Origin of the sequence: Exiguobacterium sp. s141 (assembly GCF_018618085.1) — a bacterium.
Taxonomy (GTDB): domain Bacteria; phylum Bacillota; class Bacilli; order Exiguobacteriales; family Exiguobacteriaceae; genus Exiguobacterium; species Exiguobacterium mexicanum_A.
On the sequence record NZ_JACSLJ010000003.1, the window covers coordinates 245280 to 268372 of the forward strand.

Genomic DNA, 23093 nt, shown 5'->3' on the forward strand with positions numbered 1-23093 from the left:
GCCGTCTCATGAATGAGACGGCTTTCGTTTTATTTTTCCACAAAAAACATTGAGATGGCACCAAGACCGACATGCGTCCCGACCGAGACGCCCATCTGCATGAGGTAAATCTCGCCGTCAAAGTCGGATTCGGCTTGAATCTTCGCCTTCAAGTTCTCGGCAATCTTTTGATCGGACGTATAGCCGATGATGACAAAGTTGGTAATGTCTTTGTCGCAACGTTTGATGAACTCGTCCGTATAGTGCTTGAGCACTTTACGAGTTCCGCGCTCTTTGGCGACAATGGCCCCTTTGCCATTCTTCATGCTCATGATCGGTTTGACCATCAACAGCTTGCCGATGATGGCGCTAGCATTCGAGATGCGGCCGCTTTTAATCAAATGGTCCAAGTCGTCGACCGACAAGAAGTGCTTCACTTTCAGCTTATACTTCTCGTTGAAGTCAACGAGCTCCTCGAACGTCGCCCCGGCTTCACGCATCTGGGCGCTCTTCATTAACAACCAGCCGCTGCCGTGGCTCATCGAACGAGAGTCGACGATATGAATTTTCACCGTCGAATCAGGATGTGCCTCTTCGAAATATTCTTTTCCGAGCACGGCCGATTGATACGACCCACTCGTCCCGCTCGACATACAGATGCATAGAATCTCGTCATGTCCGCTCTCGACGGCCTCTTCCATCAGCTTCATAAATGTCGCTGGGCTCGGCATCCCCGTCGTCGGGAATTCCGGTAGCGCTTCCAACATTCCGTAAAACTCATCGGGCTGGATGTCGACACGGTCCTCATACGACTTGTTGTCAATCGTAATGATGAGCGGCGCGACGCCAATCTCGTATTTTGCTAAAATCTCATCGGATAAATCACAAGTTGAATCTGCCAATAATCTAATCATAGTACCCTCCAAAAATCGCTCCTGAGTGACGAGAATCGTCCTAGACCACTACGTCGATTCAGACGTCACGATAGGACTTCTCCATTGTATCAGATATGGAGGGGTAGAAGTTTTTTTGCCAGGCCTGAATATGCGTTGGTTTGCTCGTGTCGAAGCAACCATTCCTTTCGCCACAGTCCGCCCGCATAGCCCGTCAACGTCCCATTCGATCCGATGACACGATGGCACGGGATGACGATGCTCAACCGGTTGCGCCCGTTGGCACTGCCGACGGCCCGCACGGCGCGGTCCCGGCCGAGTGTCACGGCCAGTTCGCGATACGAGGTCGTCTCGGCGTATGGAACCATGACCAGCGCCTGCCACACGTCCTGTTGAAACACCGTCCCCTCGACTTCAAACGGGAACGTGAACGATTGGCGACGTCCGTTGAAGTACTCCTCGATTTCTCGGTAGCACGTCTTCAACACGTCCGGCGTCATCTCCTCCGCTTCAAAGCGGACATCATCGCGTTCAACGAACAGGATGGAACGGATGGCCGTCTCTGTCCCGACAATCTCTAGAATTCCAATCGGACTCACATAGTCCAGTCTATACGTCTCCATACAACGACCTCCATAGATAGAATGTGGCGTACGCCTCCCACCCGGCAAAGCGTTCCCCGTACTGCCTCACTTCGTCTGCCGTCAACTTGTCGCTTCGCCCAAGATGATGCTTCAACGCCTGATGCAGACCAGCGTCCGCAACCGGGAACGCCGTCGGATCTTGGAAACACTTCATCCGGACATACGCGGCCGTCCACTCCCCAACACCGCGTAAGCTTAACAACCGTTCATGCATCACGTCGGGTGGCTCGCTGCGTAACTGCTGTTTCGACAATCGTCCGTCCGTCATCTCCTGGGCGATGCCGATGATATATTCTGCTTTCCGGGTGCTGAATTGGAGCTGTCTCAGTTCACTCGGGTCGAGCAGCGCAATCGTCTCAGGATTTGGGAACGCCCAGTACGTCACGCCGTCCACTTCCCGGGATGGTCCATACTGCTCGACGAACCGTCGTTTCAGCGTATAGGCGAACGAGAGTGTGATCTGTTGACCGATGACGGCCCACGTGAGCGCCTCGAACAAGTCCGGGAACCCGATCAGGCGTAGCCCCTCGTACTCTCGGACGAGCGGACGCAACAGTTCATCCGTCTCAGCCATCCGCACGAACGCCGCGACGTCTTGGTCGAGGTCGAACCAGTCGCGGACGTAGCGCTCCACGTGTTTCTGTTCCGAGCTCGTGATGTCGTCTTCCGGAAACGTGATGACGAGGCCGTGAGCCGTCTCCATGATATCCCCTAGCAGCAATCGTCCGTCCACATCGAACAGCTTTGAGACGGACGTTTCACGGGCGACATGCATCACTTCATCGTCAGAGCGTCGCAAAAATTGCAGACATTGTTGAAAATCAAACGGAGCGGTGACGTGAATCTCGAACGATGAGCGACTCATCGGCTCCCCCCTTTCGATACATGCTCGGTGAACATCCCTTGAGACGTCGGAAAACGCGATAAAAGTTGGACGGGGTTTGAAAGCCGACCTCATAACAGATGGCGAGATTGCTCATGTCCGTCTTCCGCAACAGATGGGTCGCCTTGTCGATGCGAACCTTTTCGAGCAGACGGCGCGGCGTCTCGCCCGTCGCTTGGGTGAACGTCCGCTCGACATAGAACGGGCTCAAGTTGACGTGCTCGGCAATCTCCTCAAGCTTGAGCGGCCGTTTGTAATGCGTGAGCACGAACGCCGTCACGTCATGGACGAGCGCGCTCGCCGGACTACGGTCGACCTCGGGCTGACATCGCTTGCACGGCCGAAAGCCGGACGACTCCGCTTCCGCTTTCGTCTCATAAAAATCGACATTCTCCCGCTTCGGCTTCCGCGAGCGGCACGAGGGCCGACAGTAAATCCCGGTCGTCTTGACCGCGGTATAAAACTGTCCGTCATACGCCGCGTCACAGGCGAGCACTTTCTCCCACTTCTCTTCAAACGTCAGCATCTCAGTCCACCCCCTTTGTTCCAATGTATCAGATTGATTTTCGTTCACTCGTCCTGTTTCTTGCCCTTACAGTCTACATTCCCGCGATTCAAGAATCTCATTGATTTTGAATCCGTCTCCCCCTTTGACTCGTACTATGATTACGCGACTCGATTGAGTACACTTTAGCTAATCAAGTCAGAAGGAGTACATACGATGCAAAAGCGATTTTCCTGGAAACAACTGAAATGGTTGCTTCCATTCCTATTGATTGGATTGATTCTTTATCAGAGCGGCCAGGAGCTCCAAAACCTGTCGCTCGCCGCGGCGTTTCAAACGTTAGAGGCGTTGACGGGCTTTGAACAAATCGCCTTGATCGGACTCGGGCTCGTTGCCGTTTTGACGATGACCGGCTACGATTACTTTTTACTGCGCTCGCTCGACGTCCATATCCCGCTCTCGAAGCTGCTTCGCGCGGCATGGATCACGAACGCGATGAACGGCATGATCGGGTTCGGCGGCGTCATCGGCATCGCGCTCCGAACGTCGCTGTATCGACCGTATACGGACACGAAACGATTGCTCCGGGCCATCGGCTGGATGACCCCGACACTCATCAGCGGCTTGTCGCTACTTGCCGCAGGGGTGCTGCTCGGGCTCTTCCCGGCCGGTGCGCTCACCGCAACGAAACAATGGATTTGGCCAGTGCTCCTCGCGACACTCGCCGTCCTGCCGCTCTACATCTATGTGACGCGGAAGCGGTCGAACTTGGATTGGCCGACCTTGGTCGGCTATATCGCGACGTCACTCGCCGAATGGGTAACGGCCGGACTCGTCGCCTTGTATGCCCTGCATTTACTCGGGGGCGAAGCGTCGCTCCCGGCCATGATGGGTGTCTTCATCGTCGCGACCATCGTCGGGGTCGTCTCGCTCGTCCCGGGTGGTGTCGGTTCGTTTGATTTATTATACCTCGTCGGGATGACCCAGCTCGGCATCGACCAAGAGATCGTCTTATCTTCCTTGATCGTCTATCGCTTCGTCTATTTCATCGTCCCATTCATGATCAGCCTGTTTTTGGCGGCCCTCGTCTTCGGAGACCAGGTCGTCAAACAGATCGAGTATAAACCGATCATCGGGTCGTCCTATGAGATCGGGACCGTCGTCTGGCGCATCGTGTCGCGCACACTCGTCAAGACCGGACGGCTCGCCGGAAGCCTGATCGCATTGATGACGAGCCTCGTCCTTTGGTTCCAGACGCTGTTACCGAGTGTGTCACCGCTCTATTCGACCGCCCTCTGGGTACAGTGGGTCGGTACGCTCGCGCTGTTCACGGCCGGTCTGTTGACACTCCTGACCACGTTCGGGATGTACATCCGGACGAAACGTGTGCTCTGGCTCGTCGGGGTCGCCTGTGTCGTCGCCGGCATCGGTGTCATCGCGCGCGGCTTCAATCTGTTTGAAGCGTTCGTCGTCGGCGGGTTCGCCTTGTTCGTTTGGTTGACCCGGACCCAGCACAAACGCTATCGCTCCATCGTGACTGTCAGCCGTTTCGTGCGCAACGTCGCCTATGTCGGCCTTTATGTCGGCACACACGCGTTCCTGCTGCAGTCGTTCAGTCAGACCGACACGATTTTCTTCGACCCGGACGCGGCCGCCGGGTTGAGCATCGCTGCCGTCGTCTTGTCCGGACTGTTGTTGATCGGCATGCTCACCCTGTTCAACCGGTTGAAACGTCCGAAGCTCGGCACGTCGTTCGAACCGTCCCGCTTCGCGGCGTTTCAAGCCACCCATGCGACGACGAGCGCGTTCGATTTGGCCTATATGAACGACAAGCTCGTCTATTATGGCCCGGACGACGAGGCGTGTCTGTTGTTCGCCGTGTCCGGCAATCACGCTATCGTCCTCGGAGATGTGCAAGGCGCGCGCGACGCCGCGTCACACCTGTTGCTCACCTTTATCGAAGAGACGGACCGGCTCGGTTATATCCCACTCTTTTATCAAGTCACGCCAGACTGGATGCCACGTCTGCACGATGCCGGTTTCACGTTTTTCAAGCTTGGCGAAGAGGCGACGGTCGATGTCGCCACGTTCTCGCTCATCGGTAAAAAACGCGCCAACATGCGCTCGCTTTATAACCAATTCACGAAGCGAGACTATACGGCTGACATCGTCATGCATCCATCGTCCGACTTGATCAAGTCACTGCGCTTCATCTCGGACGACTGGCTCGGAAATCGAAGCGAGAAAGGATTCTCGCTCGGCTTTTTCAACGAACAGGCTTTGACCTATTATCCGGTTGCTCTCCTACGTGATGACACGGGACAAGTCGTCGCCTTCATCACGTTGCTCCGCGGCAGTGATACCGTCTCCATCGATTTAATGCGCTCTAAGAATGATGCTCTGCCCGGCTCGATTGAGGTGCTGATTCTCCATGTAATCGAGTGGGCACGAGCCAACGACTACGCCTACGTCGGTCTTGGCATGGCGCCACTCGCATCGGTCGGTGAGCACACGTTCGCGTACTGGCCGGAACGGATTGCAGCCGATATTTTCGAAAACATCAGTTATATCTACCCGTTCAGCGGGCTTCGTCAGTTCAAACATAAGTTCAAACCGACGTGGGAAGCTCGATATTTGGCCATTCGAAAGCGTCGGAAGCTACTACCTTCTTTGCTTCGGACGGCACGGTTGATTAGCCGGAAACGAGAGTCTTAAACACGAAAGAGCGTCTCACACGCGAGGCGCTCTTTCGTGTTACGTCATGAGTGAAATGTCGGGCATCTAAAACTGATACATTCTCTTTAATAAGATGCATTTCTGTGTTCAACTCTTCTTTTAACGAATATGGTAGCACCGACCTTATATCAAGTCGATGCTTCCGTAACTGTCCAATCTGAAATTGTGACGTTGAATCCTGACGCCTTCGGATCCGGACTACAGGCGTACGGTCCGATGCGTAACGTCGAGACGTCATGGAGGTGAGCGATTCGCAACTGTTCACGCGTGCCCCCCTCGTATTCGAAGAACACCTCAACATCGCCATCGGTGTAGCCGAGTTCAAACGTCAACGGTTCACGGATGGCGTCGTTCGGGAAATCACGTGTCGACCAATCCGAGTAGCCAAAGGACGTGACGACGGCCCCAAGGTGTGACGGTCCGTCCGGAATATATTCGACGGACGTCTTAAGCCAATGCTCGTCGTTAACGTATAACAGGATGCCGGCCTGGTCATATGTATGGCTCGGATCCATCTCAATCGTCGCGCGACATGTGAACCGCTTAGACGCCACATCCGTCACCAAAGCGTGGGCCGTCATCCGGTTGAACCCGTAATGGGTGTTCCGCCAAAAGTCGGTGTCGGGTGCTGTCTGGAACGTCAAGCTTTCACCGAGACTCACTTCGTCTGGTTCATTGATCCACTTATATGACTTCCACATGATTGATACCTCCCCATTGTCCTCGCATCGCGAACAGCAACGGAATCATCGGTTCGTGATACGGGATGAATTCACCTGAACGGATCATGTCGAGAATCGTCGCCTCATCCGCCCACTTTACGGCCTTCACTTCTGATTCCTGTAACGTCAAATCGTCGAGGTCGACTTCTGCCTCGACAAGATAGATATCATCGAACCCCTCGTCAAAGTTGACCGTCAAATGCGGCCGTGTGTTAGATAAATCAAGTTTCAGCCCGATCTCTTCTTCAAGCTCGCGCATCGCCGCTTGTTGACTCGTATCGCCGACCGTGGCGCTACCGCCGACGGTGATGTCCCACATGTTCGCCCAACCGTCTTTGAACAGTTGGCGCTGCTGAATCAACATCTGTCCATCCTTGTTGAAAATGCAAACGTGGATGACGAGATGATAATCATCTTGAGGAAGGCGTATCCCTCGTTGCCACGTTCGCCCTGTTTTCTTGCGGTCTACATCATACACATCCCAAAACTCCATCGTTCCATCCCCTTTACGTCGCGGCGCTCGAAGATGCCGCTTGATCTGCTTTGACGCAGTCGATGGCGACGACGATTGAGATGAGTAAGTGTTCCATCGTATCATCGACTACTCGAATTTCGTACGTATCGCCCCACGTTAGCCACTTCTTTTGGACACTACCGATGACATGTCCGTTTTGGCGTACTTCGAAGTTCATATCCCACCAGTTGCCATCGACTTCAATCCCGGCTGCATCAATTGTGTAGCGCGGCTTGAAGAACGTGAACTCTTTTGAAATCGTTAACGTCGCCTCCCCCTCGACATCGACGTAAAATGTCGGCAAAAAGCTGAATGTCTTTTTCGTAATCGTCGTAATCTCGTATCCATTCTTGTCAGAAATCGTGAACGACTTCGGTAACTTCATAAAACTACCTTCTACAAAATAAAGATCGTTCTCATCTGCATCTTTGATACTGAACCGGCCACGTAGGCTGAAAACCTTTTGTTTCATGTAGAGCGTGTTCATCGTCATCCCTCCGATTGTATGTGGTACCTTATATACGAAACCATACCCGAAATCGATTCAGAATCTTTCAACACGCAATGTGAGGTGGACTAAGGAGTTCTAGAATGTCTGTCAACTCATTAACGATGTAGTCCACTTGGTGTAACTCCTCTTCTTAAGAAAAATCAAAGCGACACCCGATTGCAGTGAGACCGTTTGTTTTCGCTGCCACAATATCTGAAAGACGGTCACCTACGACGAACCCGCCTTTATTGTTGTGAGTGGTCATAAAGGAGGAACGAGTGTGCCACATCATATTTCAATCGAACTTGATGTACATTCATTAACGTACTCGAATCAAATCGTTGGGAACATCACTTTCGTCATCGATTTTCATGATTATTTCCCGGGACAAGGCTGGTCAGATTTCGTTGCTATCGTGTTGACATGGTGGATTGACAATGGCCGCGCCCTCTTATTCGCCCCGTTGCAGGAAACCTACTCATTCCAATTCATGGACGGTCCAATTCAAATAGCTGCTAAAAAAGTGACCGGCACAGAAGTTGAGCTCACATTGATAGAAGAGGATCGTCCCTAAACAATCCTGGGAACGGTAACACTTGTGGAATTAACAAAGGCACTCATCAAAACGAGCCGGCAGTTAATTAACGCCGCAGACCGAAACGGATGGAAAAACGAGGAGATCGACCAGCTACGTCATGCCGTCAAATCGCTTCAGGCATACTAATAGAGAACTAAGCATTAGCATAGCTAGCGATCTATTAGGCTCTATGCAAAAAAGATCGACGGACAGTCGATCTTTTACTCACTCTGTCAAAGCTGTTTCGACGAACGTCATTAAGCCGTTAAGATTTGTCATTTTTTCGTTGCACGTGGCACTATCTGTACAGATATATGTCCCAATCGCTTTATAATAGTCAGGATTTTTGGCTTGTTTTGCTTTCGTGATAGTCACACAATATGAGACTTCTGCCAACTGATTACAGAAGGCACAAATGTTTTTCTTCGAATTCGGGCTTGGCTTACACTCAATCCCAATCAGCTGATGATCTTCCTTCTCACAAAGGATATATTTTCGATTAGAACGCAAGTCATTCCAACTCATATAGGACATCCGATTCACATTGAGATCCGCTACGTCTGGAAGTTTCAGCTTTTTCTGTTTTGGAAACAGTTTTTTCACTTGTTGTTCCGAAACGTGTGGAAACGACCGGACATGGGGTCTTAATCCATCTATAAACATGTCATATGATTCATCTGTTTGTAAGGTTGACACGTCGATCATTGCGAGCTGAGATGGCGTCGCTTCTGGAAATAGATATGAAATTTTGGCATTGGCCAAATCAATGACAGCTTGTAATACGGAGACCGGTAAATTTTTCTTTCGACTATCTCGAATGATTTCTACTTGTTCTCGAATGTAATTAAATTGGTGGTTTTCAATAAAACGCTCTAGCATGTTCAGTCATCCTTTCCAATCCTGACTTCTTTTAGTGTAAAGGATTTTACACTACAAACATGTACCTACTTTAAGTTAGAACTGTTTTATATAAAAAACGGCACAATCGCAAACATGCGTTGTGCCGCTAATTATTTTGAAGTGTAGATGATTTTGCGAATTGTACTGACAGACAAATGGTATTCATCCGCCAATTGATCGACCCCGGTTCCTTTCGCAAAGGATATCCGAATCGCTTCGTTACGCTTTTCAAGTAGCTTTTTCCCGCCACTGACCGTTCCCCAACGCTTCTTTTCTTGAACTGTCCGGGGCACATAAAGTGTTTCCCCTTGGACGTATCGTTGAACTTCTTGAAGCAATTTCTCTGGAAGAATGTGTTGCGCATTTACGTACTTCATATCTGCTCGCTCCTTATAAGAATTCCGACAATAAGGAAGCAAAGCCATTGTTGTAAAAATTATATAGCGATCAACTTATACATTCTGCCCCATGCAAACGATCGCCTTTGTGACAACTGGCTTTGCATGAGTGATTGAAGACTTAGAAAATCTCAAACGATTTTCCACGTATATGCGCCCCCCTTTCAAATCACAAGATGTCTATTCCATTATACAAAATAACTCGTTACTTTTGATACAAAAGTAGGTCGACATAAAGTCATCACCTATTTTCACACTTAACGAATCATCATGTGTGCAAGAACTGTCTGTGAGCACTTCACCGGCGTTGTCGCCAAACGATTTTGTATCTGGACAATCGACAACTAGCCACTAGTCTTTTTATGACTGGCCCCTTAACAGACTGTTCTGATGATTCGTCTCTGAATTTATAGTTTAAAGTTGGCTTATACGCTCACTAGTTATGTATACCTTTATTCCATCCTTTTATAAATTAAAAGGATTCGCCTTTGATTGGTAGAATAAGGATTTATCATCTACGAAATTGAGGTCATTCTATGTACAGTACAGTTGAAAGAGACACACAGTTCCAACACGTTCTTAATCACTTACAAACTGACACAGGCGTTCAAGGGGTTGTTCAGCTCGGCTCCGGTGCCTCAGGATATCAGGACCGCTATTCCGATATCGATTTAATGGTGGCTGCCCGCCCTGATGTTGACCCCCAATCAATCAAGCAGAATTTAACCGACTACTTTCTCCGATTATCCCCTACTTTCGTTAAAGAAAAGCAGTTCGGACCGGACATCTTTTTGCTGATTGTCCTACTCGAGAATCGCTTGGAGTTTAACATCTCCATCGCCCCACTCGAACTACTCCCGGTCCGTTCTCCACTTTGGAACGTCGTGGTCGATCGGGACGGGCAACTCCTCCAACACATGGAGATTGAACATGAGCGTTTTGTTGAGAGCCCGATTCGATACGAGACCAGTGATGTTCCCTTTGAGTTTATCTATGCCTCGCTAGCACTGGAGAAAGAGTTGAAGCGAAACAATCTCATTTATGCTTTGAAGATGCTTGAGACGTTGCGTGAGTTGACGTTGACAGCCCAGACATTGAAAGAGGGACGAAAAGCGCATCAATTCAAGGCTTATCACACATTGAACCGTTCGTTCATCGAGGATTATTTACAGACATATCCTAATTCAATCGACCCGATATCCATCCAACGTGCCAAACAATCGATTCACACTTTATTCTCAGCCTGCTTGGAAGACCATCCACAATATAAACTTGAACCGTATATGCAGCGGTTGCTTTATGAAGAATGACAATCAAAAGCGTCTTTGTAGAACAGTTTTTAAATATGGAACGTCCTTTCGACTTGTCCCGCTTTACATTCAAACGATTATTGGGATGAACGACGAATGGGTTGCTTTCGTGTATAATGAAGCGTAATCCAAATTGCTAATGAAAATTTCTCGAATAGAAGTTTCTTACACGAAAATGAGGTAACCCTATGAATCAACCAAGCTTTTTAGACTATCGCCTAAGCGAAGACATCCAACGCGCATTAGACATCATGAAATACGAATCACCGACCGAAGTCCAACAGAAAGTCATCCCGCTCGCCCTCGAGCGTCAAGACTTGGTCGTCAAAGCCCAAACCGGTAGCGGGAAGACCGCAGCGTTCGGCATCCCGGTCACGGAACTCATCGAATGGGAAGAGAACAAGCCACAAGTGCTGATTCTCACACCGACGCGCGAACTCGCCGTCCAAGTCCGTGAGGATATGACGAACATCGGTCGTTTCAAACGCATCAAGGCGACCGCCGTCTACGGGAAAGAACCGTTCTCGAAACAACGTGATGAATTGAAACAGAAAACGCATATCGTTGTCGGAACACCGGGACGCGTCATGGATCATATTGAACGGGAGACGCTCGTCCTCGATAAAATCGATTACTTGGTGATCGATGAGGCCGACGAGATGTTGAATCGCGGCTTCCTCGCTGACGTCGAGGCGATTCTTCAAGAATTGCCGCGCGATCGCGTGACGATGGTATTCTCGGCGACGTTCCCGAACGATATCGAGCGTTTGTGCCAAAAGCATATGAACGAACCAGTCCGTATCGCCATCGAATCGAGTGGGGTCACCGCCTCGACAATCGAGCACCGTCTGATTGAAGTCCGCCGCGAAGACAAACTCGCCGTGCTTCAAGATGTGACGGTCGTCGAGAATCCGGACAGCTGCCTTATCTTCTGTCGGACGAAAGAACATGTCGACACGGTGTACAGTGAGCTCGACCAAGCCGGTTACTCGTGCGAGCGACTCCACGGTGGCCTCGAGCAAGAAGACCGCTTCGCCGTCATGGAAGGCTTCAAGATGGGGAACTTCCGCTACCTCGTCGCGACCGATGTCGCAGCACGTGGGATTGACGTCGATAACGTCAACCTCGTCATCAACTATGACGTACCGATGGAAAAAGAGAGTTACGTGCACCGGACCGGCCGCACCGGCCGTGCCGGAAACGCTGGGAAGGCAATCACGCTCGCAACCCCTCACGAAGGCAAGTTCGTTCGCGCCATTGAGGCATTCATCAAATTCGATATCCCGGAGATGGATGCCCCGAACGAAACACAAGTCGCGCGCAACAAAGCCGCGTTCGAAGAGAAGTTGAGCGGACGACGCGTCGTTCGCAACAACAAGACGGCCCGCATCAACCAAGACATCATGAAACTTCACTTTAGCGGCGGGAAGAAGAAAAAACTCCGCGCCGTCGACTTCGTCGGGACGATTGCAAAAATTCCTGGCGTGACAGCAGACGATATCGGGATCATCACAATCAACGATCAAATGACGTATGTTGACATTTTGAACGGTAAAGGCTCACTCGTCCTCCAAGCGATGGAATCCACACCGATCAAAGGCAAAAAGCTAAAAGTTAGTAAAGCCCATAAGTAAACAAGCGAGGTTTCGGAGAGGATGATCTCTCCGGGCTTTTTTTGTGTTTAACCAACATTATCGAAAGCGCTTTCGGAAACTGTTAAAAAAAATAGCTCAGGCGTTGCGCCTGAGCCTTCGTCTTTTCAATGTAGAAAATCCATTTTCCCTTCGATTGTCGAACTATACCCTCGTTGCTCGACTTCACCTTGGTCTGTCACCCTATAATAATATTCGGCATCCGGCTCACTCGAAAACGTCACATATATCGTGTATGGATCCGTGCTCTCGTATCCTTCTGTCCGAAACGGGATCGTCGTAGTGGTGAACGTTTCATTCGGGTACCGTTCTTCGAGTTCGTTTTCAAGGATGACAACGTCCGCCGCGACCCGGCCCTCGATTAAAGACGGACGAATCGCATAAAACACCGCATACGTGATGATGCAGATTACAGCCAACAGACGAATCATCGTCCGCCATTTCCCGCGAAATACATAAGACGCCGCAAAAATCAGCATAACCATAACGGCTGCCATCAAATGTTCAATCAGCTCTATCGGATGCACTCGATGTCCTCCAGTCGGAATTTATTAGTCGAGCAGTTCTTCCGAGATCAACTTGAATCCTTCAATCTCCGTATCCTCTTCTAATTCAATCAACAGGCACCGTTTCCCTTTCACGTTCACTTGTCTCACGTACTTCAAGTCTTGCGGGCTGATCGAGATATTGGCGACTTTCGTATTGATTTTAATCGACTTCGACGTGTATTTTGGGACGACGCTACTCGCCTTCATCTCATATTGGCGGTCGTCGACGACTTGTTGGAACGCCTGCTCGACCTTCTCCGTCGTCACGTCCTCGACCCCGCTCGCCTTCAAGACGATTTCGACGGTGCGGGCGTCAATCATCGGCACGCTCTCTTCCTCGTCCTCACGCTCCGCTTCGGCGAGGATCATCTGGTTGATTTCATCGTAAACGGTAGCGAGCGTCCCGACGTTCACTTCTTCACCGATGACGGTCTTGACGACCTCCTCGAACATCGCCTTCTCCTCGACCGCCGTCACGATCTCGGTCCCGTTCAAGACGTTCTCGATAAAGCCAAAGTCCGGTTGATGCGCCTTTTGCGCGGCATACAAGATATGGTTGACGTCGGCGGCGTTGTCCGTGAAGCACGGGAACATAAACCCACCAATCGGGGCATCGAGCTTGATGACGGGATTGATGAAGATATTCGACTTGAACTCCCGCTCGATATAGTCGAACACGAGCGACTGTTTCGGGAGCTCGGTCTGGTTGATGCTACATAGGATGAATCGTGACGTCCACACCTCGTCGCGCATATCGATTTCTGTCTCCTCAGAATGACGACGCGTCGGCTTATTGTATTTGAAGCGAATGAACGTGACGACCATATCTTTCTCAAACGGTGCCTCCTGGACCATCTTGAGCGCGATCCGCTGCATCATACCGGCCCATTCTTCGATATCGTCGGTCCGAAGTGCCTCATACAACAACGTCTGCGTATGGTCGGTCTGGCCCGGCTCCGGATGTTGAAACTTCACTTCGAACAACTTCTCGTCGATTTTGCCGCCGAGCACTTTCTTGAAGTTGGCGAGAAACAGCTCTTGGTGCTCCTGCTCGACGAACGGGAACGAGCGTAACTCCTCGTAAAAAATCTCGTTGCTGTCTTGGCGAATATAAATATTATAAATGTCAGCGATTTTGACCGCTTCCGCATTCAACTTGAAATGCTTGCGGATCGCCGCGATGTCTTTTTGATTCATTCATCCCAACTCCTTCGTCCTTTACTACAAACCGATTTCATTATACCAATAGTTGGTGCCTGCGCGTATGCCGGTAGTGCTAAAGCCGGGACGTCTGATGTCATGTATCGTGTCCCTGACCTCAACTTTTATAATCTTCGGATTCATTTTTTGTAAATTTGCGTATTTCTCACTTCCTTGCCATGTATAGTCGATGTGCATCGTGTGTTTACGATGCGCGTCGTTCAGTCGTCATACATAATAGGAGGCACAAACATGTTCAAAAAATGCATCAGTTCGTTATTCTCCATCATCTTAGTCGCCACAACGCTTCACTTCACGACCCCTACCGCTTCGGCGCTCCCGCCAGGTATCCCATCTAAGTCAATGGCGTTATCTAAATTAAACGCCTTGACGGTGAAAAATGAAGGGTCGATGACCGGCTATAGTCGTGACTTATTCCCCCATTGGAGCAGCCAAGGGAACGGGTGTAACACGCGGCACATAGTCTTGAAACGCGACGCCGACTCGGTCGTCAATGAGTGTCCGGTCACCACAGGTAAGTGGTACAGTTACTATGACGGCATCACATTCACATCAGCGTCTGACATCGACATCGATCACGTCGTCCCATTGGCTGAAGCATGGCGTTCAGGTGCAAGCAGCTGGACGACGACGAAACGTCAAAGTTTCGCCAACGATTTGAACGGGCCACAGCTCATCACCGTCTCGGCCAGCTCAAACCGTTCAAAAGGGGACCAAGATCCGTCGACATGGCAACCGCCACGTACCGGTGCACGCTGTGCCTATGCGAAGATGTGGGTTGAGACGAAGAGCCGTTGGGGCCTCAGCCTCCAATCGACAGAAAAGACGGCCTTGCAAACGGCCATCAACGCCTGCAGCTATTAAGTTTTGAAAGGAGTTCACGATGAACCAGCAATCTTCCATCTTTAAAGCCTCCCACGGTGTCATGACCGAGGAAGTCGGTGTCATCAGTGGAGAACTTGAATTACGGACGACGTGCCAGGAAGACGGCACGCTCGAGCTCGCCATCACGTACGTCGGGGCGGCCGAGTGGTACACATTGCCCGGGAAAGACTACAAACTGCATGACGTGCGCGACCACGAGGTCGTGCATCAACTGCTCGTGAACGTCCTCGAGCGGGTATAACAAATGAGCCGACACGATGCCGTGTCGGCTCATTGCTTGTACTTGTCTAATAACATCTTAGGAATGTGGCAGTAATCGTCCGGACATCGTGCGAGCCGGTCTTGATGCTCGTCCGCGCTTCGGACGTAGTTCGTGAGCGGCAATACCTCGACCGCGATTCGGTCCGCATCGCTCCGACTATTGATAAACGTGCGCGCGACTTCCAAATGGCTTGGGTCTGCACTATAGACACCGGTCCGATACTTTTCGCCGACATCTTCGCCTTGGCGATTGACGCTATACGGGTCGATGATTTCAAATAAGTAATTCATCAACTCCTTCATCGTGACAACGCTCGAATCGAACGTCGTTTTGACGCATTCGGCGTAGCCGTCATACTCTCCGTCAAGCGTGTCCGTCGTTCCGTTCGCCCGCCCTGCTTCTGTCTCGACGACGCCCGGTAACGTCTTGATGAACGCCTGGACGCCCCAGAGGCATCCTCCCGCTATATATACCGTTTGCATCCAATCCTCCCCTTAAAATTTTAGTCAATAATTCCCACGATTAGGTAGAAATGCGCTACGATAAACTCAAATCTTTTATCGGTGAACAGATATGGGGGACTTATTTTGAAAAAACTTATGTGGACCACCTTTTGGACCATCACCATCGTCGCAACCATATATTCTGTCACGACGGGAGAGTCGTTTGTCTCGATGAGTCAGTCCGTTTCGGTTGATCATCAAGAGATGGAACGCTATTTGTCGACCGAAGTGATGGAACCGAACTTCGGCGGTGACGTGTGGACGTCATATCAAATACTCGACACGAATACGACGAAACATGAAGTGTACGTCTGGGCGCTCATCCAAGAGTACGTGCAAGAAGGTGATCGCTTCGATCAAGGTTCGGGCATGTCCGTCCCCCTTGTATTATACCTTGACGACGATGACGAATCATTTACGATTCAAGGTCATCGGTTGCCGCGTGACGGCTCGTCTTATCCGACCGATTTATGGACCATGTTCCCGGTTCATGTTCAACTCGCGATTTCTCCGCATCCGGACGGGATTGTCACTAAATTACATACGCAAATGGAACAAAAACTTTCGCACAGCCAACATGCGAAAGACGGAAAGGAAGATTGACTTGAAGATCACGAAACGCGCGATACTCATCTCGACCGCGCTTCACCTGTTGTATTTCGTCGCCACGTTCGGGGTCGGATTCATCCGCACACTCAATTATGAACCTGATATCATCGCCGAGGCGGGCAACGTCACCACGCTTCACAAAGAGGTGGCCATCGGGACGACCGGGTCGCCATTGATTTACGTCCTCACATGGATCGGCCTTGCCGTCCTTCTGGCGCTCGGGATGTTCACCGCTCAACGGATTCGCCAAGCGCGTTAATCAAGAATACATGCGCTACACGGTCACAGATGCCACTTTAGGAGGGATATCGATTGAATCTTATTCAGCAAATCAGACAAATCTACGTACCGGTGCACGACTTGGATCGTGCGGTCCGTTTCTACCGGGACACACTTGAAATTCCGCTCCTGTTCCAAGCCGGCAGCCTCGCCTTTCTAGAATGCAACGACGTGCGGCTCATGTTGTCGCGTCCTGAGAATGAAGACTTTGCCAAAGCGAGCTCCGTGCTGTATCTCCAAGTGAACAATCTCACTGAGGCGTATGAACAGCTTTTAGCGAAAGGCGTTCAGTTTATCGACGAGCCGCACCTCGTCGCGAAAATGGAGACCCTCGAGACGTGGATGGCTTTTTTCAAAGACTCGGAGGGTAACACGCATGCGTTGATGAGCGAGCTTCGAACGTGATGCGCGAACATACAAAAAGGAAATCTACGCGATTGTAGATTTCCTTTTCTTATAGATAGCCGAGCCGTTTCAAATCCTCATAGACGAGAGACGATAGGAGCGTTCTCCCTTTCCCGTTCAAATGGTCCGGATTATGAAAGTACTCGCGCTGATGGATAAACCGTTCGTCAGTCATGTAGTTCAGGAACGGGACGTCCAACTCGAGCGAGGCCAAATGTTGATGGACGAGTCGGTCCATGACCGCTTCATCAAAACAGGCGTTGTAAGACGCGTGGACCGGCTCCATCGCCAAGACGACGCGATAGCCTTTCGTCTGACAATACGTGACGATGTCTGTCACGCGTTCCATATTCTGCTCGATGTCACGATTCTCCACAGCTTGTTTATACTGGCTTCGACCATCTCGTATTTTCGTTCCGAATAGTTCTTGCCGTTATTCACCCACGGTTCGTGCGACTCCCACCTGAAATCACGAATGTCTCGCGACAGCGCCGTATAGACGCTCCCACTGTTCAACGCGGGAATCGACGTGTACGTATAGTAATCGAACGTGCTGACCGGTTCGATGTCTTCCCGGTCCAACACCTGATAATAATTTTCTTTCCGGCCCATCTCCGCATTGCTGAACGTGATTTGCGAGAGTGAGACGATGACGACCCCACCCGGACGCAGATGTTCATCAAACTGCTTCAACATCTTCCAGTCATACTCAATCGTCTGGCTCGACATCAAGTCCGTTGATAAAGGCCGTTTTATATAATTCGATCTTGTTCATTGGATTAAGTTCTCCCATTTCTTATTGATAATGATAATCATTTGCCATGTGATTTTATCACATCGGTTTTTTGACGGCAATACGACATCGGATAAGCGGGTTGCTCATTGAAAAAAACGGCCATCGCTGTTCGATGGCCGGTCTCGGGAAATCATTTGAATCGTTCAATCAATCGTTTGATGGCGGCCAAGATGACTTCCGGCTCATCTCGCTGGATGTAATGGGCGCTCGCTTCGGCAAGGACGAATTCGGAATTTGACGAGATTTGCGTGAGTTCTTTCTGCATATCGTTCCATAATCGTTGCGATTCACTGGAGTAGTGGTCCTTCTTGCCGGCTCCGATGACGATGACCGGAGTCTGTAATGCCAGTTCCGTCTCTTTTAATTGTTTCAAACTTTCCATGAACTCTTCGTAGTTCCCTTCGCGGACGAATTGCTGATGGTAGGCACGTTGAAAGTCTTGTGACATCGTCGGCAGGAATCGCTCACGATAGTCTTTCGGTCTGACATCCACTAAAATCAACCCGCTGACGTCTTCTTCATAGGCATCCGCGAACAACTGCATGTTCACTCCGCCAAAAGAATGACCGACGAGGAAGTAAGGAGGTTTTGTATTGGTTTCCGTCAGTAACTGTCTCAGTTCTTGAATCATGTTTCGACTCGTTCTCGGGCTCGCGCTGGTTTCACTTTTCCCAAGACCAGCTCGATCATACAAGAAGACGTTGGCTAGCTTTGAAACATCCTCCACCAACGGGTTCCAAGCCGTTGAGTCATCCCCGTATCCCGCGTCCATGACGACCGTCACGTTTGCGGAATCGTGTTGAATTGATTTGGTGTATAGTTTACATTTTGCGAGTTGAATCAATTGTTCTTTATTCATGGTTTAATCTGCTTGAATCACTTCAGCCAATCTTACGACTTGAAGTTCCGTTTTCACTTCATTGATGGATGAAATCGTCTCTTTTGATCGCTCGGCCATTTCTTCAGGAAGATCTTTCAGACGCTCCCTTGAATCCGCAAGTTCTTTTTCAATCCGATCAAATTCATCTTGATCAATTTTATTTTCGTTCTTTCCGTCTTTCCAAAACTGCAATTTCTCGATGGCTTTTCCACTCTCGTTTTTGATCTTTTGATAAGAAGAGTTTGCATAGTTTGCTGCCACAATGACGTCTTTAGATGATTCTAGGACGTCCCTCGCTTCAATCGTTGCAGTGCGAACGTCTTCAATTTGATACACGAGTTTGGTATCCAATTCATGCTCCAATTCTAAAAGTAATGCTGGATCATTCTCAGTTTGATAGCTTTCATACAATTCATTGATTTGTTCGCGCGTCTTCCCCATCTCTTCTTTGACGCTCGATAAGTGCTCCAATCGGAACAAAAAAGCGTCCATTTCATTCAGTGTGCTGTTGGCAGAACTTAATGAAGAACTCATTTTAACTAGAATCGGATTACTTACCACGCTGTTGACTCCTGAAATAACAAGCGTGGCTGAATTAATATAGTTTAGTCCGTCACGGACAGGAGTCATACTTTGCTTCAGCCAATCGACTTGTTGAACGAGCTGGGCTAAATCTTGATCGTATTCATCTAAATCGCTGATGATTTGTGGTACTTCTTTTTCGATAGTTTTGACAGATTCTGCTTGCATATCGTCGACACGTGATTGCATCTCCGCTTGAGCAATCGATTCGTTCGTGTTGAAGTGGCTGACAAAGTAACTGACTGCACCTGATACGATTACAGACGAAGCAATGGTGATTGGAATCAAATATTGTTGAAAAAATGATGCTTGTCGTGTCGTTCGCTCTCGTTTCGATTCCATTATGGAAAACTCCTCTATGCTTAAAGAATGTTTTTTATAAAAACTACCATTTTATGATTATTTTTATTGTAAATCTGAAACTAAGAATCAACAATCGTTTTTCTATGTTGTCGGAAGGAATATGTTAAAACCATATTTAGTTGCTCGACTCGCTAAATAAATCAGCTACTAGTCTTTCGTTTCACTACTAAAAAGACCACCTATGATTTTCTGGTAAACATTCATCACACAACAGCTTCCCCTCAAAAGTTGCTCCATTACACAATTGTAAAACTGGATTACTTTTTTCTATGTCTGTTGTCCATCGTCCACAAGTTGAGCATTGTCCACAATTCATTGAAGCTGAATCCAAGACAACCGTAGAGCAACTTTCCCATTCCACGTCTACTTCATTCGTACCGAGTTTGATTGTCTGTCCCTGACATAACTCGTTTGTGACTTGATCAATCATCCCAAAATCTTTGTGAACTTCAGTTTCCTCTACTTCCACCAAAAAAGATGCATTGATTAAAACTGTTTTTTTCAAAGTTAATTCTCCTTCCAATCATTCAGTTCATGCACATTTTAATCAAAGTAGATACTTGATTTTCAATGCTCTTAAACCTTTTTAATATGATTAGCATTCGGTAGCCGAAAATATTTACCTGCCCAAAAAGCGTCAAAGACAGTAGTTGCCTTTGACGCTAAACAAATTTATATGTGGTTATTTATGGTACGGTTCATTTCGGTTGATCCGATACGCCCGATAAATCTGTTCACACAAGACGAGCTTCATCAATTGATGCGGGAACGTCATCTTCGAGAAGGAGATCGTATCATCCGAGCGTTTCATGACGTCGTCCGACAAACCGAGCGACCCACCGATGACGAACGCGATTTTGCTCTTGCCGTATGTCGCGAGTTGATCGAGCTCACGGGCGAACTCTTCGCTCGTCCGTTGCTTGGCGTTGATGGCCAAGGCAATCACATGCGTGTCCGGACTGATTTTCGCCAAAATTCGTTCGCCTTCTTTTTGTTTTACTAGAAACATGTCCGCCTCACTCAAATGCTCGGGCGCTTTCTCGTCCGCGACCTCGATTTCCAGCACTTTTGCATAGACCGACAAGCGTTTCATATACTCGGCAATCCCTAGTTTCAAATACTTCTCTTTTAGTTTGCCGACCGTGATAATTGAAATATTCATCCAATTCTTCCTTTTTCCACAGTTTTTTTGGAGTTATCCATAGGGTTATCCACAGAGTTATCCACAAATCCACATGTTGATAATCATTTTTTGCTTGACACAACATATGTTGCGTCGACATCGCAGAACTCACACGTCACTTGTCCACTTGTGGATAGTTCTTCGAGCAACGGGTATTCCCCCGTCTCGTCCACAATGATATCTAAAGCGATTTCAACATGTTCCTTGCATACTTTTTTTTCCACAATGTTTCCTCCTTAAAAAAGAAGCGTCGCCGCTCCTTTAGGTTGCTTCAGTTAATGTGGCCTCGGTCTTGCCTATCTTGCCGCGTCGCGTATATTCAATCGTGACGTTATCCCCAACCGTGGCGTCACGATACAGCGCGTCCCGCAAATCGACGTAACGTTTGATGTCGCGGTCGCCGATTTTGACGATGACGTCACCGACGCGAAGGCCGGCCTCTTCGGCTGGACTGCCGGGCGTGATCGCCTCGACGAACACCCCGTCCTCGTTATCAAAGCTGATGCCGTATTCTTCCCGGACGTTACCGGGTACGGCGATGACTTCTTGAATCGTGACGCCGAGCTGGGCCCGCGTCACTTTTCCATCACGCTCGAGCATATCGATGACCGGCAGCGCGACGTTGACGGGAATCGAGAAGCCGACCCCTTCGACGCTCGCCTCGGCGATTTTCATCGAGTTGATGCCGACGAGCTCGCCGCGGATGTTGATGAGTGCCCCGCCGGAGTTCCCCGGGTTGATGGCGGCATCGGTCTGGATGACCTCGGCGTTATAATCCATGAGACCGTCACTGTTCGTGTCGACCGGTACGGTGCGTTCGACACCACTGACGATACCACGGGTGACCGAGTTTGAAAAGACGCCGAGCGGATTGCCGATCGCCATGACGGTCTCGCCTGCTTGAAGCACGGTCGAGTCGCCGAGCGCGATTGGCGCGACATCGATATTGGCCGGTAGCTCGACCGAGGCAACGGCCAAATCGTTGAGCGGGTCTTCACCGAGAATCGTCGCCGCAGCAACTTGTCCGTCGGCGAACGCGACGTTGATCTCGTCCGCTTCTTCGATGACGTGGAAATTCGTCACGATATACGCCGTGTCACCGTCGACCTTATAGATGACACCAGAACCCGCTCCGGCCTCCCACTGCGAGTCCGAGGTGAACGCTCGCTGGATGTTCGTAATGCTGACGACGGACGTCTTAGCGCCCGTCACAGCGCTCGTGATGTCGGATTCCGTGATGGTGACGGCTTGTTCCGTCCGAATCAGTTCATTTGTCACAAAACGAGAGGTTGGGGAATCCCAGAGCATCATCGTCAAAAAGAACAAAGCCGCTCCTAAGAATCCGCCAACCCCTCCGAGTAACAACGGTTTTAAGTTCATTCGCGGCTTATGGCGCACATGCTCTTCTTGCTTCGGGCGCCATTCGCTACGAGATGGGTACGTCGGTTTTACATCGTTCATTGTATCTGCTTCGTGCTCTAAAGGTTCGACGTCTTGAGGCTCATACTCATGGTGTCTCTCTTCATTCACGACGCGTCCCCCCTTCAAGACAGTGTATTACCTGTCTTTTCCCAAGTTCGCTTATAAAGAAACGAGCGAAGTGGGGGTCGATGGGTCGGTATCGCACAATTTGATGCGACCGAGGTCGACATCGCGCATCCCGAGTGTTTGGGACACGCTCATTTGAGCGAGTTCTTTCATGTTGTTGTCTTTACTGAGGTGGGCCAAATAAATCCGTTTCGTCTGGTCTCCGATGACCTCGCTCATCGCGATGGCCGCGTCTTCGTTCGAGACGTGACCGTAGTCCCCGAGAATCCGTCGCTTGACGCTCCACGGGTACCGTCCCATTTGAAGCATCGAGACGTCATGGTTCGATTCGAAAATAAAATCATCGGCCCCACGGATGACGCCTTTCATTCGGTCGGACACATAGCCCGTGTCCGTGATGTGGGCGAGGCGTCTGCCTTCATGCGCGAACTGGTAGAACATCGGGTCGGCCGCGTCATGGCTGACGTTGAACGACTCGATTTCGATATCGCCGAACTGTTTAATCTCCCCTACCTCGAAGTGAAACTTCAAGGCCGGGTCGACTTTTCCAATCAACGATTCCATCGCATCCCACGTCTTCGCGTTCGCATAAATCGGTAAGTTATATTTTCGAGCGAGAATCCCGACACCTTTAATATGGTCGGAGTGCTCATGCGTGACGAGCAGTGCATCGATCCCATCAAACGATCGGCCGATCTCGGTGATGCGTTGTTGCATCGCCTTCCCGGTCAATCCGGCATCGACGAGCAATTTCGCCCGTTCCGTCTCAATGTAGAGGGCGTTCCCGGTCGAACCGCTCGCAAGCACACTATAGCGTAAAGTCACT

At 49.9% G+C, this 23093-nt stretch carries 31 protein-coding genes; 10 read left to right on the forward strand and 21 right to left on the reverse strand.

Features of this window, described 5'->3' with window-relative positions; genetic code table 11:
* Positions 1-29: 29 nt before the first annotated feature.
* The 4 genes from KNP74_RS09670 to KNP74_RS09685 all read right to left on the reverse strand — a co-directional run bounded on the left by KNP74_RS09670 (position 30) and on the right by KNP74_RS09685 (position 2925).
* The gene (locus tag KNP74_RS09670; protein WP_138860210.1) at positions 30-893 is read right to left on the reverse strand and encodes a DegV family protein; all 864 of its coding nucleotides are present in this window, start codon (positions 891-893) and stop codon (positions 30-32) included.
* 89 nt (positions 894-982) lie between these two features.
* Entirely contained in the window at positions 983-1495 is a 513-nt protein-coding gene (locus KNP74_RS09675; protein WP_214764145.1) for a methylated-DNA--[protein]-cysteine S-methyltransferase, read from the reverse strand.
* Positions 1482-2381, reverse strand: coding sequence for a DNA-3-methyladenine glycosylase family protein (locus tag KNP74_RS09680; RefSeq protein WP_214764146.1), 900 nt, complete (start codon positions 2379-2381; stop codon positions 1482-1484). The genes KNP74_RS09675 and KNP74_RS09680 overlap by 14 nt, the downstream gene beginning before the upstream one ends.
* Positions 2338-2925, reverse strand: a complete 588-nt coding sequence (locus KNP74_RS09685) for a bifunctional transcriptional activator/DNA repair enzyme AdaA (protein WP_214764147.1) — start codon at positions 2923-2925, stop codon at positions 2338-2340. The genes KNP74_RS09680 and KNP74_RS09685 overlap by 44 nt, the downstream gene beginning before the upstream one ends.
* 195 nt (positions 2926-3120) lie before the next feature.
* Between KNP74_RS09685 and mprF the strand changes: the two genes are divergently transcribed.
* A complete protein-coding gene (gene mprF, locus KNP74_RS09690) occupies positions 3121-5619 on the forward strand; it encodes a bifunctional lysylphosphatidylglycerol flippase/synthetase MprF (protein ID WP_214764148.1) in 2499 nt (832 codons plus the stop codon).
* A gap of 149 nt (positions 5620-5768) precedes the next feature.
* Here the strand turns inward: mprF and KNP74_RS09695 are convergent, their stop codons facing one another.
* The 3 genes from KNP74_RS09695 to KNP74_RS09705 are packed head-to-tail and all read right to left on the reverse strand — an operon-like array spanning position 5769 to position 7363.
* Positions 5769-6341 (reverse strand): DUF1349 domain-containing protein, encoded by a 573-nt coding sequence (locus KNP74_RS09695; protein ID WP_138860215.1) that lies wholly within the window; start codon positions 6339-6341, stop codon positions 5769-5771.
* The gene (locus KNP74_RS09700) at positions 6325-6855 is read right to left on the reverse strand and encodes an NUDIX hydrolase (RefSeq protein WP_214764149.1); all 531 of its coding nucleotides are present in this window, start codon (positions 6853-6855) and stop codon (positions 6325-6327) included. Before KNP74_RS09700 ends, KNP74_RS09695 begins: the two co-directional genes overlap by 17 nt.
* A 13-nt stretch (positions 6856-6868) precedes the next feature.
* Positions 6869-7363 carry an LURP-one-related/scramblase family protein gene (locus tag KNP74_RS09705; RefSeq protein WP_214764150.1) on the reverse strand — a complete coding sequence of 165 codons (495 nt, stop codon included), beginning with the start codon at positions 7361-7363 and terminating at the stop codon, positions 6869-6871.
* A gap of 283 nt (positions 7364-7646) precedes the next feature.
* Between KNP74_RS09705 and KNP74_RS09710 the strand changes: the two genes are divergently transcribed.
* Complete coding sequence (locus KNP74_RS09710) at positions 7647-7940, forward strand: hypothetical protein (protein ID WP_251130139.1); 294 nt, start codon at positions 7647-7649, stop codon at positions 7938-7940.
* Positions 7941-7964: 24 nt separating this feature from the next.
* Positions 7965-8090 carry a hypothetical protein gene (locus KNP74_RS15035; RefSeq protein ID WP_256441355.1) on the forward strand — a complete coding sequence of 42 codons (126 nt, stop codon included), beginning with the start codon at positions 7965-7967 and terminating at the stop codon, positions 8088-8090.
* A gap of 78 nt (positions 8091-8168) precedes the next feature.
* On the opposite strand, the gene KNP74_RS09715 is transcribed toward KNP74_RS15035, so the two are convergent.
* Both KNP74_RS09715 and KNP74_RS09720 read right to left on the reverse strand, forming a co-directional pair.
* The gene (locus tag KNP74_RS09715; protein WP_214764151.1) at positions 8169-8822 is read right to left on the reverse strand and encodes a FusB/FusC family EF-G-binding protein; all 654 of its coding nucleotides are present in this window, start codon (positions 8820-8822) and stop codon (positions 8169-8171) included.
* 131 nt (positions 8823-8953) lie between these two features.
* Positions 8954-9220 (reverse strand): CD3324 family protein, encoded by a 267-nt coding sequence (locus KNP74_RS09720; RefSeq protein ID WP_128123832.1) that lies wholly within the window; start codon positions 9218-9220, stop codon positions 8954-8956.
* Positions 9221-9777: 557 nt separating this feature from the next.
* Between KNP74_RS09720 and KNP74_RS09725 the strand changes: the two genes are divergently transcribed.
* Together KNP74_RS09725 and KNP74_RS09730 are read left to right on the forward strand one after the other, a co-directional pair.
* Positions 9778-10551, forward strand: coding sequence for an aminoglycoside 6-adenylyltransferase (locus KNP74_RS09725; protein WP_214764153.1), 774 nt, complete (start codon positions 9778-9780; stop codon positions 10549-10551).
* Positions 10552-10739: 188 nt separating this feature from the next.
* Entirely contained in the window at positions 10740-12185 is a 1446-nt protein-coding gene (locus KNP74_RS09730) for a DEAD/DEAH box helicase (protein ID WP_214764154.1), read from the forward strand.
* A gap of 125 nt (positions 12186-12310) precedes the next feature.
* Here KNP74_RS09730 and KNP74_RS09735 read toward each other — a convergent pair whose 3' ends face one another.
* Both KNP74_RS09735 and KNP74_RS09740 read right to left on the reverse strand, forming a co-directional pair.
* Positions 12311-12730 (reverse strand): hypothetical protein, encoded by a 420-nt coding sequence (locus KNP74_RS09735; RefSeq protein WP_214764155.1) that lies wholly within the window; start codon positions 12728-12730, stop codon positions 12311-12313.
* Between the two features lie 24 nt (positions 12731-12754).
* Positions 12755-13948 (reverse strand): DUF4317 domain-containing protein, encoded by a 1194-nt coding sequence (locus tag KNP74_RS09740; protein WP_214715369.1) that lies wholly within the window; start codon positions 13946-13948, stop codon positions 12755-12757.
* A 255-nt stretch (positions 13949-14203) separates the two neighbouring features.
* Here KNP74_RS09740 and KNP74_RS09745 point away from each other — a divergent pair, with 255 nt between their 5' ends.
* On the forward strand, positions 14204-14836 hold the full coding sequence (locus KNP74_RS09745; RefSeq protein WP_214764156.1) for an HNH endonuclease family protein: 633 nt from the start codon (positions 14204-14206) through the stop codon (positions 14834-14836).
* A gap of 19 nt (positions 14837-14855) precedes the next feature.
* Complete coding sequence (locus KNP74_RS09750; RefSeq protein WP_214712495.1) at positions 14856-15098, forward strand: hypothetical protein; 243 nt, start codon at positions 14856-14858, stop codon at positions 15096-15098.
* Positions 15099-15127: 29 nt separating this feature from the next.
* Here the strand turns inward: KNP74_RS09750 and KNP74_RS09755 are convergent, their stop codons facing one another.
* Positions 15128-15601: a peptide-methionine (S)-S-oxide reductase gene (locus KNP74_RS09755; protein WP_214764157.1), complete on the reverse strand. Its 474-nt coding sequence runs from the start codon at positions 15599-15601 to the stop codon at positions 15128-15130.
* A gap of 105 nt (positions 15602-15706) precedes the next feature.
* Between KNP74_RS09755 and KNP74_RS09760 the strand changes: the two genes are divergently transcribed.
* The 3 genes from KNP74_RS09760 to KNP74_RS09770 are packed head-to-tail and all read left to right on the forward strand — an operon-like array spanning position 15707 to position 16915.
* Positions 15707-16225, forward strand: coding sequence for a hypothetical protein (locus tag KNP74_RS09760; RefSeq protein ID WP_251126440.1), 519 nt, complete (start codon positions 15707-15709; stop codon positions 16223-16225).
* Position 16226: 1 nt separating this feature from the next.
* A complete protein-coding gene (locus tag KNP74_RS09765; protein ID WP_214712499.1) occupies positions 16227-16490 on the forward strand; it encodes a hypothetical protein in 264 nt (87 codons plus the stop codon).
* Positions 16491-16543: 53 nt separating this feature from the next.
* Positions 16544-16915 carry a VOC family protein gene (locus KNP74_RS09770; RefSeq protein ID WP_214712500.1) on the forward strand — a complete coding sequence of 124 codons (372 nt, stop codon included), beginning with the start codon at positions 16544-16546 and terminating at the stop codon, positions 16913-16915.
* Between the two features lie 49 nt (positions 16916-16964).
* Here KNP74_RS09770 and KNP74_RS14950 read toward each other — a convergent pair whose 3' ends face one another.
* The 9 genes from KNP74_RS14950 to KNP74_RS09810 form a co-directional block, all read right to left on the reverse strand.
* Positions 16965-17264 carry a hypothetical protein gene (locus KNP74_RS14950; RefSeq protein WP_251126439.1) on the reverse strand — a complete coding sequence of 100 codons (300 nt, stop codon included), beginning with the start codon at positions 17262-17264 and terminating at the stop codon, positions 16965-16967.
* Positions 17252-17644 carry a hypothetical protein gene (locus KNP74_RS14955; protein WP_251130140.1) on the reverse strand — a complete coding sequence of 131 codons (393 nt, stop codon included), beginning with the start codon at positions 17642-17644 and terminating at the stop codon, positions 17252-17254. The genes KNP74_RS14950 and KNP74_RS14955 overlap by 13 nt, the downstream gene beginning before the upstream one ends.
* Positions 17645-17841: 197 nt before the next feature.
* A complete protein-coding gene (locus KNP74_RS09780) occupies positions 17842-18570 on the reverse strand; it encodes an alpha/beta fold hydrolase (RefSeq protein ID WP_214764158.1) in 729 nt (242 codons plus the stop codon).
* Between the two features lie 3 nt (positions 18571-18573).
* Positions 18574-19515: a hypothetical protein gene (locus KNP74_RS09785; protein ID WP_128123824.1), complete on the reverse strand. Its 942-nt coding sequence runs from the start codon at positions 19513-19515 to the stop codon at positions 18574-18576.
* Between the two features lie 187 nt (positions 19516-19702).
* A complete protein-coding gene (locus KNP74_RS09790) occupies positions 19703-20041 on the reverse strand; it encodes a hypothetical protein (protein WP_128123823.1) in 339 nt (112 codons plus the stop codon).
* 177 nt (positions 20042-20218) lie between these two features.
* On the reverse strand, positions 20219-20698 hold the full coding sequence (rlmH, locus tag KNP74_RS09795; protein WP_214764160.1) for a 23S rRNA (pseudouridine(1915)-N(3))-methyltransferase RlmH: 480 nt from the start codon (positions 20696-20698) through the stop codon (positions 20219-20221).
* A gap of 83 nt (positions 20699-20781) precedes the next feature.
* Positions 20782-20943 carry a CxxH/CxxC protein gene (locus KNP74_RS09800; protein ID WP_128123822.1) on the reverse strand — a complete coding sequence of 54 codons (162 nt, stop codon included), beginning with the start codon at positions 20941-20943 and terminating at the stop codon, positions 20782-20784.
* Between the two features lie 37 nt (positions 20944-20980).
* Positions 20981-22249, reverse strand: a complete 1269-nt coding sequence (locus tag KNP74_RS09805) for a S1C family serine protease (protein ID WP_214764161.1) — start codon at positions 22247-22249, stop codon at positions 20981-20983.
* Between the two features lie 51 nt (positions 22250-22300).
* On the reverse strand, positions 22301-23092 hold the full coding sequence (locus KNP74_RS09810) for an MBL fold metallo-hydrolase (RefSeq protein WP_138860239.1): 792 nt from the start codon (positions 23090-23092) through the stop codon (positions 22301-22303).
* Between the last annotated feature and the right edge of the window lies 1 nt (position 23093).